Source organism: Allobosea sp. NPDC003192 (genome assembly GCF_050275675.1).
In the GTDB taxonomy this organism is placed as follows: Bacteria; Pseudomonadota; Alphaproteobacteria; order Rhizobiales; family Beijerinckiaceae; genus Allobosea.
This window is the reverse complement of sequence record NZ_JBNNPK010000028.1, coordinates 50419-60709: the sequence shown is the minus strand read 5'-3', so window position 1 is coordinate 60709 and position 10291 is coordinate 50419. Positions and strand designations below refer to the sequence as shown.

The following is a 10291-nucleotide window of genomic DNA, read 5'->3' as shown; positions in this document are numbered from 1 at the left end:
TCCATGCCGGCATCGGTGCTGACCCGGATCAGCGCGAGCTGGGCGAAGGGTTCGAGTGCGAAGCCCTGGAAAGCGAAGGCATAGCCGAGCTCGGCGAAGCCCTGCGCCACCGAACCCGGACGCTGCAGGCGTAAGGCATCACCAAAGCCGCGGATCGCAACCTGGCGGCGGATGTCGCTCTCCGACCAGCTATAGGCCGCGCCGGCATCGAGCCGCAGATTGCCGAAGCGGGCGCCGGCATAGAGCGCGGCATGGCCGCTCTCGAGCTTGCCCGAGGACAGGCGGGCATCGAGATCGAAGCGCGACTGGCTGTAGCCGCCGGCGACGCCGAGCTTCAGCGAGGAGCCGGGCGCCTCAAAGAGCATCAGGTCGGCGCCGAGCAGGGCGCCGCCGGTGCGGCGCGACTGGCTCGCGGCATTGCCGTCGGCATCGCTGTTGCCGGTTCCGCCGAAGGCCTCGCCCCAGAAGGCATAGCGCGGCTGCGGCAGCGGAGCGGGCATCACGGCCCCGCCCTTGCGGCCGGGCAGATCGGCGCTGAAGTCTCCCGCGACCTGCCCCGGAGCCTGCGTCAGCAGCGGCACACGCAGATGGCTGAGGATCGTCTCGCGCACCAGCCGGCTCTCGTCGATCATGACACTGACGCCCTGGGCATGCGCCTCGCCGGACAGCAGATCGAAGCCGGCCCGCGCCTCGGCCGCCGTGCCCGAGAGCAGCGCGTCATAGACCGGGTTGCCGGCGCCGAGGCGCTCGGCCGCGATCGCGATGAAGCCCTGGTTCCGGGTCTGCGCGATGAAGGTCGACGGCGTGCCACCGCCGGCGCCGCCATCCCCGGGCCCGAAACCGGTGCTGTTGCGGGTCATGATCAGCGTGACGTTCTGACCACCATAGCTCAGCGAGGGCGTCAGGAAGGCGAGATTCGAGGTGGCGCTGGTGAAGCGGCCGGTGACGCCGCCGGTTGCGGTCAGGATGGTGTAGGTCGTCGCCGCCGCGTAATTGCCGGATTCGGCCAGCACCTGCACCGTTCCGCCCGTGATCGTGGCGGAGCCCGTGGCGGCAATCATGTCGCTCTGCCCGCCAGCATTGATCTCGACCTGATAGGTCGAGCCGGCAGCGAACGATACAGTGCCGACCTTCAGCGTCCCGATCGAGTTGCCGGGCGCGATCGCCCCGCCGGCCCCGACCGAGACCGCCCCGACCGTGCCCGAGCCGCCGAGCGCCCCGCCCGCCAGCGTCACCGGGCCGGTGAGCGAGCTGTTCACCACGAGCTTGCCGCCGGAGACCGTCGTGCCGCCGGCATAGGTGTTGACACCCGACAAGGTCAGCGTGCCCGTGCCGGTCTTGCCGAGCGCGCCATTGCCGCTGATCGTGCCGGAGAAGGTGGTGGAGGCGTTGTTGCTGCCCGCCCTCAGCGTCGCGCCGTTGCCGATCTCGACGGCGCCGGCGCCCGAGAGCGAGCCGACCGTGGCCACGATGCCGGGGACATCGCTGACCTCGAGCACCGTGCCAGCGAGGATCGTGTAGCCGGAGTTCGGCGAGAACCCCGTCGAGGAGCTGGCGACCAGCCGCCCCTGCAAGATCAGGGTCGCGCCGGAATAGTCGCTGGTGCCCTGGATCGCGAGCGTGCCGGCCCCGGTCTTGAACAGGCCGCCCGTGCCGGTGATCCTGCCGGTGCTGGAGATCAGCAGCGAGCGCCCGCCATCGATCTCGATCGCGCCGCCATCGGCCCCCAGCGTCACCGTCCGGTTCGTGGTGAAGGAGCCGGCGGCGAGGAGCGTGCCGCCGTTGAGTGTCAACCCGCCCGCAGCGTCGCCCAGATTGGCTTCGGACGCGACCGAGAGCGTACCGACGGTGACCGTCGTCCCGCCGGTATAGGTGTTGGTGCCGGTCAGGGTCAGTATCCCGACGCCGTTCTTAATCACTGCGCCGGCGCCGCTGATCACATTGTCTACCGTGACGTTCGTCGGCTGGGCGAAGGTCAGCGTGCCTGCGTCGATCACGATGCCGCCGGTCAGGCCGGAGGTGGCGTTGCCGAAGGTCAGCGTGTTGGCGCCGCCGGTGAACTGGATCGCAGCAGCTCGCGCGCCGCTGCCGGAGAGCCCGCCGGAGATCGTGCCGCTGTTGATGATCGCCAGATTCGCGCCGACGACGCCGACGCCGCCGGCGCCAGCGGCGCCCGTGGCGCCGGATAAGCTGAAGCCGCTACCACCAGCCCCGCCCGTTCCGCCTGTTCCGCCCGTGATCGTGCCGCCGGCGGCCACCGTCACCGTGGCGGAGCCGGCGATACGAAGGCCGGCCCCGCCATTGCCGCCGCGGCCGCCATCGCCGCCGATGCCCACACCACCGCTTTGGAGGCCGCCTGCGCCGCCTGCGCCGCCTGCGCCACCTCGCAAGTCTCCGGTCGAGTCGACCGTCAGGGAACCACCGCTCTCCAAACGCAAGCCGTCGCCGCCGGAGCCGCCCGTGCCGCCAGCGCCGCCAGCGCCGGTGCCGCCTGTCTTGTCGCCACCAGCGCCGCCACTGCCACCTGTTCCACCCTGGGCCGATGCGGAGATCGTGCCGCCGGCAACAGCTGCGGTGACTGCGCTGCCGTGACCACCGCCGCCGCCACCGCCGCCGCCGCCGCCGAACCCAGCTGGACCTGCGTAATCGCCGCCGGGGCTTCCAGAGCCGCCGACATTGCCGGTGGTCACGCCCGGCGGAAGCCCGGCAGCGACTGATCCAGTCACGCCGCCCGCTCCGCCGCCGCCCCCAGCGCCACCTCCCGTCCCGCCCGCACCGCCGGCACCGCCATTCGCCGCCGTTGCCGCAGCGCCGGCCGCGCCTGCGCCGCCGCCGCCGCCGCCGGCCCCACCATCCGCCATGGCCGGAGTGGACAACGCTGCAGCAATCAGGACAAGCGCCGGGCCCGCGAGCAGGCGCGAGGCGAGCCGCGTACGAGATGTCCCGGCGCCCGCAGGAGTGATGACCGATATCATGAGAGTGCCCAGCCCAACCGAGGACGCAGGCTTAGGCGGGCGCGGGCGGGAGGCAATGAACAGCCATTCACAATCCGCCAAATCGACAAACTGTGGCAGATTTGCACGCGCAGTCCCTGCCCCGCCTCCATCTCATGGCTCCTCGCTCCGCCGCGTGCTAAAGCCCCGCCCGCCATGCTCAAGCGCTTCTTCGCCTATTACCGTCCCCATCGCGGCCTCTTCCTGCTCGACTTTGGCTGCGCCGTCGCGTCGGGGCTGCTCGAGCTTGGCTTCCCGATCGCGGTGAAGCTCTTCGTCGATCAGCTGCTGCCGAGCGGCAACTGGAGCCTGATCCTCGTCGCCTCGCTCGGCCTGCTGGCGATCTATCTGATCAATGCCGGGCTGATGGTGGTAGTGACCTATTGGGGCCACATGCTCGGCATCAACATCGAGACCGAGATGCGCCGCAAGGCGTTCGACCATCTGCAGAAGCTCTCCTTCGGCTGGTTCGACAACCAGAAGACCGGCCATCTCGTCGGGCGCCTGACCAAGGACCTCGAGGAGATCGGCGAGGTCGCCCATCACGGGCCGGAGGATCTGTTCATCGCGGTGATGACCTTCATCGGCGCCTTTGCGCTGATGCTGAGCGTGCATCCTCAGCTAGCGCTGATCACCGCGACCATCGTTCCGCTGATCGCCTGGCTGACCAGCCGCTATGGCAGCCGGATGACGGCAAACTGGCAAAAGCTGTTCGGCAGCGTCGGCTCGTTCAACGCCAGGATCGAGGAGAATGTCGGCGGCATCCGCGTCGTCCAGGCCTTCGCCAACGAGGAGCACGAGCGCAGCCTGTTCGCGGAGGACAACCAGCGCTATCGCCGCACCAAGCTCGACGCCTACCGGCTGATGGCGGCCTCGACCTCGCTCTCCTATTTCGGCATGCGCCTGACCCAGATGGCGGTGATGATCGCCGGCGCCTATTACGTGCTGATCGGCGACCTGAGCGCCGGCGGCTTCGTCGGCTTCCTGCTGCTGGTCACCGTGTTCTTCCGGCCGATCGAGAAGATCAATTCGGTGATCGAGACCTATCCGAAGGGGATTGCGGGCTTCCGGCGCTATACCGAGTTCCTCGATACGCGGCCCGATATCGCCGACCTGCCCGGCGCCATCGCCGTCTCCAGCCTGAAGGGCGACATCGCCTATGACAATGTGAGCTTCGGCTACACGCCGGACCGCAAGATCCTGAAGGGGATCGACCTCTCGATCCGCGCCGGCGAGACCATCGCCTTCGTCGGCCCGTCAGGCGCCGGCAAGACGACGATCTGTTCGCTGCTGCCGCGCTTCTACGATGTCGAGGGTGGGCGCATCACCATCGATGGCATCGACATCCGGCAGATGACGCTGGCCTCGCTGCGCGGCCAGATCGGCATCGTCCAGCAGGACGTCTTCCTCTTCGCCGGGACGCTGCGGGAGAACATCGCCTATGGCAAGCTGACGGCGAGCGAGGACGAGATCATCGAGGCCGCGAGGCGCGCCCGGCTCGACGAGATGATCGCGCGACTGCCCGATGGACTCGACACGGTGATCGGCGAGCGCGGCGTCAAGCTCTCGGGCGGGCAGAAGCAGCGCCTCGCCATCGCCCGGATGTTCCTGAAGAATCCGCCGATCCTGATCCTCGACGAGGCGACCTCGGCGCTCGACACCGAGACAGAGCGCGCCATCCAGGCCTCGCTCGCCGAATTGTCGAAGGGCCGGACCACGCTGGTGATCGCCCATCGCCTGGCGACGATCCAGGACGCCGACCGCATCATCGTCATCGACGAGACCGGCGTCGCCGAGCAGGGCCGGCATCAGGATCTGGTGCAGCGGCCGGGCATCTACCGGCGCCTGCACGAGGCACAGTATGGCGGGCGGGCGAGCTGAGGGCTCTCCCCGGCAGGCTCAGGCCAGCGCAGACCCGATCTCCGCCGTATCGAAATAGAACGGCGTGCCCTCGATCAGTCGGCCGCCCTCGAAGCGCAGCACTTCCGCGAAGGGTTGCGTGAGCGTCCTGCCGCTGCTGCGCGCCGTGAGCCGCAGGGTGCAGGTCATGAAGACCACGTCACCGGTCCTAGCCGCCTGCAGGCCATCGACCGACAGGTCACTCCAGGTTTCGCGCATTGTCCTGAACAGGCGCCCGATCCCGTCGAGCCCACGCCAGTTGCCGGCATAGGGTAAGGAAGCAGGCTCATGCACGACGACATCGGGATGGAAGGCGGTGGCGAGCAGGTCGAGATCAGCCTCGTCCTGCTGCAGGAAACGCAGCTCGACCGCGAACATGCGATCGAGCAGGTCCATGGCGGACAAGCCGCTGGTATCGGCAGTCATCGGAACCTCGGAGACAGCGCGGCCGGAGTGGCCGCTATGGCTCCGAGGAAGCCTTCATCACCGCTCAGCCGCCACCCGCTTTCTGTGCCGGTGGCGACCGGGTTCAGCCGCGCGCTTCGAGCGCCTTGACGATGGCGTCGCCCATCTCGGTAGTCGAAACGGCGTTGGCGCCGGGCGCAGCGATGTCCTTGGTGCGGGTGCCGGCGCCGAGCACGTCGGCGATCGCGCCCTCCAGCCGATCGGCCGCCTCGCCGGCGCCGAACGAATAGCGCAGCGCCATGGCGAAGGAACCGATCATCGCGATCGGGTTGGCGAGGCCCTTGCCGGCGATGTCGGGCGCCGAGCCGTGGACGGGCTCGTAGAGCGCCTTGCGCTTGCCGGTGGCTGGGTCTTCCGCGCCGAGCGAGGCGGAGGGCAGCATGCCGAGCGAGCCGGTCAGCATCGCCGCGACGTCGGAGAGGATGTCGCCGAACAGGTTGTCGCAGACGATGACGTCGTATTGCTTGGGCCAGCGCACCAGCTGCATGGCGCAGTTGTCGGCCAGCACATGCTCGAGCTCAACGTCCTTGTAGTCGCGAGCGTGCTGGGCGGTGACCGTCTGCTTCCAGAGCACGCCGGTCTTCATGACGTTGTGCTTCTCGGCCGAGGAGACCTTGTTGCGGCGGGTGCGGGCCAGCTCGAAGGCGACTGCGCAGATGCGCTCGATCTCGCCGGTGGTGTAGAGCTGAGTGTCGACGCCGCGCTTGGAGCCGTCCTCAAGCGTGACGATCTCCTTCGGCTCGCCGAAATAGACGCCGCCGGTGAGCTCGCGCACGATCAGGATGTCGAGGCCTTCGACGACCTCGGGCTTCAGCGACGAGGCCGAGGCCAGGGCCGGATAGCAGATCGCCGGGCGGAGGTTGGCAAACAGGCCGAGATCCTTGCGCAGGCGCAGCAGGCCGGCCTCGGGGCGGTGCTGGTAGGGCACATCGGCCCATTTCGGCCCGCCGACCGCGCCGAACAGCACGGCGTCGGCCTCCTGGGCGAGCTTCATGTCGCCTTCCGAGATCGCCGCTTTGTGGGCGTCGTAGGCGGCGCCGCCGACGAGGCCGCGCTCGAGCGAGAACGAGCCGAGGCCCTGCTTCTCGAACCAAGAGACGATCTTCTCGACCTGCCCCATCACCTCGGGGCCGATGCCGTCGCCGGGGAGCAGCAGGAGCTTGTGGTTCGCCATGGGGTCAGCCTCGCGTCACGAAATGCGTCGCCGGCTGATTAGGGGGGCAGAGCGCGACGCGCAAGCGCCCGATAGGGCGATCAAGCCAACGCGGCAGACATGACGATGCCCGGCCGGGAGGGGAGCCGGGCATCGCATCCGGGCGCAGCGGCGGGACCAGCCGCCGTGCCTTGCGGATAAGGGAGGAGACCTCAAACGGCCTTCTGCGCCATCTGCTTCTCAATGTAGTCGGCCTGGCGCAGCGCCAGCGCGACTATGGTCAGTGTCGGGTTCTCGGCGCCGCCGGTGGTGAACTGGCTGCCGTCCGAGACGAACAGGTTCTTGATGTCGTGGCTCTGGCCGAACTTGTTGACGACGCCGTCCCTCGCCTTCTCGGACATGCGGTTGGTGCCGAGATTATGGGTCGAGGGATAGGGCGTGGTCGGGAAGGTCCGGGTCGCCCCAACCGCGCCGTAGATCGCCGAACCCTGCTTGTAAGCGTGGTTGCGCATGGCGACGTCGTTGGGATGGTCGTCGAAATGGACATTGGCGACCGGCATGCCGCCCTTGTCCTTCTTGTCGGACAGGGTGATGCGGTTGCTCTCCTGCGGCATGTCCTCGCCGACGATCCACATGCCGGCCATGTTCTCATAGGAATCGAGCGCGCTGGTGAACTCCCGCCCCCAGGAGCCGGGGTCGAGGAAGGCGGCCATGAACGGCAGGCCGATCGACAGCGTCTCCAGTTCGTAGCCGCCGACGAAGCCGCGCTTGGGATCGTTGTGCGCCTCGTCCTGGACGATGCCGGCCATGGTGGTGCCGCGCCACATCCTCACCGGCTTGTCGAAGACGCCATAGACCGAGCCGGTCATATGCCGCATGTAGTTGCGGCCGACCTGCCCGGACGAATTGGCGAGCCCATCCTTGAACAGGTTCGAGGCCGAGTTGAGCAGCAGGCGCGGGCTCTCGATCGAATTGCCGGCGACGGCGACGATCCGCGCCTTCTGGCGCTGCTGCACGCCCTTGCCGTCGAGATAGACCACGCCGGTGACCTTGCCGGAAGCGTCGTGCTCGATCTTCTGGACGAAGGATTCCGGCCTGACCTCGAGCTTGCCGGTCGCCTCCCCCTTCGGGATCTCGGCATAGAGCGTCGACCATTTCGCGCCGGATTTGCAGCCCTGGAAGCAGAAGCCGATCTGCTGGCAGGCGCCGCGGCCGTCGCGCGGCTCGGAGTTGATCGCCATCCGGCCGGTATGGACCTCCTTGTAGCCGATGGCGCGGGCGCCCTTCTCCAGCACCTTGAAATTGTTGTTCCCCGGCAGGCCGGGAATGCCATTGGTGCGGGTCACGCCCATCCGATCTTCGGCCTTGGTGTACCAGGGCGCCATCTCGGCGAGATCGAGCGGCCAGTCGAGCAGGTTGGCGCCCTTCAGCGCGCCATAGGTCGTGCGCGCCTTGAACTCATGCGGCTGGAAGCGCAGCGAAGCGCCGGCCCAATGCGTGGTGGAGCCGCCGACCGCCTTTACGATCCAGGCCGGCAGATTGGCGAAGTCCCTCGCCACGCGCCAGGAGCCCGAGGTCGTGCGCATGTCGGTCCAGGCCAGCTGGGTGAAGGAGGCCCATTCGTCGTTGAGGAAGTCTTCCATCTCGTGGCGCTTGCCCGCTTCGAGGCAGACCACCTTGATGCCCTTGAGCGCGAGCTCGGTGGCGAGCGTGCCGCCGCCGGCGCCGGAGCCGACGACCACCACGACGGTATCGTCGTTCAGATCGAATTTCGCAGCCATGGCTGTCTCCTCCCGATTTATGGTTGTCAGAGCCAGGCGATGTCGCCGAAGCCGCGGGCGAGGTAGCCGCCCTTCGAGGCGCTTTCGCCCTCGTAGCCGAACAGCGGCCAGACCTCCGGCTGGTTGTAGAGCGAGACGACGAGGCCGGAGCGGACGCCCTGGAAGAACTTACCCTTCTGGACCACGCGCAGCAGGTTCACCCGCTGGCTCTCCCAGCCGACCTGCGCGTAAGGCAGCTTGTGCTGCTTCTGGGCTAGGGCATCGAGCTCGGCGACGGCCCGCTCGGTGTCGCCCTTCGCGGCGGCGTCCTTCGCCGCCTTCTCGTCATACGGTTTCATCGCGACGGCGTAGAAGCGGTCTGCGAGCCGGTCATGCGGGTAGATATCGCGCGCCAGCTTGATCAGCGTGAGCATGGTGTCGGGCTTCAGCGCCTTGACTTCCAGCCCCCAGGCCTCGCCGGCATGGATCAGTGCGCCACCCGATATCGCGATTGCGGCAGCACCCGTCCCGGCGATGAAGCGGCGACGGTCCATCGTCGCAGTCGGCGCGGCTTCGTGCAGTCTGGCCATGGTGTCCTCCCGTTTTTCCCGGCGCGTTTCTCCGCTGCGCCGGTTAGGTGCCTGCGCTAGCGGTAGCGGCCGTGTTTCTGGAGGACCTCGATCTTGTAGCCGTCGGGGTCCTGGATGAAGAAGAAGCGCGCCAGGAGCGCGCCCTCGCGGTGGAATTCCTTGATCGGATTGGGCGCGAGCCCCGCCGCAACGAGGCGGGCATGCTCGGCGTCGAGATCCTCGACCGCGAAGGCGACATGGCCGTAGCCGTCGCCGAGCGCATAGGGCTCGGTGCGGTCGTGATTGATCGTCAGTTCGACCTCGAAATCGGCCTCGCGATTGCGCAGGTAGACCAAGGTGAAGCCGTCGAAGCCGAAGCGGTCGGCGACCGTCAGGCCGAAGGCGGTCTCGTAGAAGGAGAGCGAGCGCCCCTCGTCGAGCACGCGGATCATCATGTGGATGGCTTTGGCCACGAGCGCAGCTCCTATTTCGGCTCTGTCAGGGTCTTGAGATAGGCGATGACGAGCTTGCGTCGTTCGGCGTCGCGCTGGCGGTAGGCCATGGTCGTGCCCGGCCGCATCGCCGCGGCGTCCTCGATCCAGCGGTCGAGCGTCGCCTCGTCCCAGACCAGGCTGGAGGTCTTCAGCGCATCCGAGAACTTGAAATCGCCTCGCGCCGCCGCCGATTTGCCGATGATGTCGTGCAGATTGGGGCCTTGCCGGTTGGCCCCGCCCTTCTCGGCGGTGTGGCAGACGCCGCAGCTCGACAGGAACTGCGCCTTGGCCTTGGCGGGGTCGACCTCCTGCGCCATGGCAGGCCACGCTGCGCAGCACACAAGAGCGACCGAGACGGCTGTGGCCGTCAGGCGATCCAGATTGGCGCCCGCACGGCGCCGATGCGGCGTGCGCTCGTCGATAGCTGAAGGCAAGGCTCTCGACCTCTTCGGTGAAGGTCGAGAGAGCTTAGGAGCGCTCCGGAAGGCGCGGGTAGTATAGGACTACTACAATTCGAAAGAGCGAAAGAAAGGTCTTTCGCTACTCGGCTGCCGTGTGGAAAGCCTGCACCGCGTCGCGCCGCAGCCGCTCGCTATCCTCCTCCTGGCCACGCACGTCGGAGAGGTAGGTCAGGCAGGCGCAGCGCAGGAGCGAGGTGAAGTTCATCGTCTCCTCCTGGAACTCCAGCACCTCGTCATGGAGCTTGCTGAGGAAGCGTCCGAGCGTGACGCCCTGCATCAACGCGATCTCTTCGAGAATGTCCCAGAAGGCCGCTTCGAGCCTGATCGAGGTCGCATGCCCGCCAAGCCGGATCGAGCGCGTCTGATAGGCATAGCGATCGGCGGTCTGGGCCGAGAAGATCCGGCACATGGTCACCTCCCTGATGGCGTTTGATCGCCTTGGGGACAGGATGGCCTTGGCGGCGGTGTCTGTAAACCGTCCGCGGTAGAGGGACGCG

At 67.8% G+C, this 10291-nt stretch carries 9 protein-coding genes; 1 reads left to right on the top strand and 8 read right to left on the bottom strand.

The window, feature by feature from the left end; translation table 11 throughout:
- A partial coding sequence (locus tag ACQKLX_RS27360; protein WP_427364715.1) for an autotransporter outer membrane beta-barrel domain-containing protein occupies window positions 1-2726 on the bottom strand: 2726 nt, incomplete at its 3' end.
- Between the two features lie 423 nt (window positions 2727-3149).
- Between ACQKLX_RS27360 and ACQKLX_RS27355 the strand changes: the two genes are divergently transcribed.
- Window positions 3150-4874 (top strand): ABC transporter ATP-binding protein, encoded by a 1725-nt coding sequence (locus ACQKLX_RS27355; RefSeq protein WP_427364714.1) that lies wholly within the window; start codon window positions 3150-3152, stop codon window positions 4872-4874.
- An 18-nt stretch (window positions 4875-4892) separates the two neighbouring features.
- Here ACQKLX_RS27355 and ACQKLX_RS27350 read toward each other — a convergent pair whose 3' ends face one another.
- The 7 genes from ACQKLX_RS27350 to ACQKLX_RS27320 form a co-directional block, all read right to left on the bottom strand.
- Window positions 4893-5318, bottom strand: a complete 426-nt coding sequence (locus ACQKLX_RS27350) for a nuclear transport factor 2 family protein (protein ID WP_427364713.1) — start codon at window positions 5316-5318, stop codon at window positions 4893-4895.
- A 103-nt stretch (window positions 5319-5421) separates the two neighbouring features.
- On the bottom strand, window positions 5422-6531 hold the full coding sequence (gene leuB / locus ACQKLX_RS27345; protein WP_152017068.1) for a 3-isopropylmalate dehydrogenase: 1110 nt from the start codon (window positions 6529-6531) through the stop codon (window positions 5422-5424).
- A 191-nt stretch (window positions 6532-6722) separates the two neighbouring features.
- Window positions 6723-8291, bottom strand: coding sequence for a GMC family oxidoreductase (locus tag ACQKLX_RS27340; protein ID WP_427364712.1), 1569 nt, complete (start codon window positions 8289-8291; stop codon window positions 6723-6725).
- A gap of 26 nt (window positions 8292-8317) precedes the next feature.
- A complete protein-coding gene (locus tag ACQKLX_RS27335) occupies window positions 8318-8860 on the bottom strand; it encodes a Twin-arginine translocation pathway signal (protein WP_427364711.1) in 543 nt (180 codons plus the stop codon).
- Between the two features lie 56 nt (window positions 8861-8916).
- Complete coding sequence (locus ACQKLX_RS27330) at window positions 8917-9312, bottom strand: VOC family protein (protein ID WP_427364710.1); 396 nt, start codon at window positions 9310-9312, stop codon at window positions 8917-8919.
- Window positions 9313-9323: 11 nt separating this feature from the next.
- Entirely contained in the window at window positions 9324-9650 is a 327-nt protein-coding gene (locus ACQKLX_RS27325) for a c-type cytochrome (protein WP_427364709.1), read from the bottom strand.
- Between the two features lie 223 nt (window positions 9651-9873).
- Complete coding sequence (locus ACQKLX_RS27320) at window positions 9874-10203, bottom strand: ribbon-helix-helix domain-containing protein (protein WP_326873417.1); 330 nt, start codon at window positions 10201-10203, stop codon at window positions 9874-9876.
- Window positions 10204-10291 lie beyond the last annotated feature (88 nt).

Excerpts from the sequence above, each read along its gene's own strand:
- ACQKLX_RS27355 (WP_427364714.1), top strand. The coding sequence starts at position 3,150 with ATGCTCAAGCGCTTCTTCGCCTATTACCGTCCCCATCGCGGCCTCTTC.
- ACQKLX_RS27350 (WP_427364713.1), bottom strand. The coding sequence starts at position 5,318 with ATGACTGCCGATACCAGCGGCTTGTCCGCCATGGACCTGCTCGATCGC.
- leuB (WP_152017068.1), bottom strand. The coding sequence starts at position 6,531 with ATGGCGAACCACAAGCTCCTGCTGCTCCCCGGCGACGGCATCGGCCCC.
- ACQKLX_RS27340 (WP_427364712.1), bottom strand. The coding sequence starts at position 8,291 with ATGGCTGCGAAATTCGATCTGAACGACGATACCGTCGTGGTGGTCGTC.
- ACQKLX_RS27335 (WP_427364711.1), bottom strand. The coding sequence starts at position 8,860 with ATGGCCAGACTGCACGAAGCCGCGCCGACTGCGACGATGGACCGTCGC.
- ACQKLX_RS27325 (WP_427364709.1), bottom strand. The coding sequence starts at position 9,650 with ATGGCGCAGGAGGTCGACCCCGCCAAGGCCAAGGCGCAGTTCCTGTCG.
- ACQKLX_RS27320 (WP_326873417.1), bottom strand. The coding sequence starts at position 10,203 with ATGTGCCGGATCTTCTCGGCCCAGACCGCCGATCGCTATGCCTATCAG.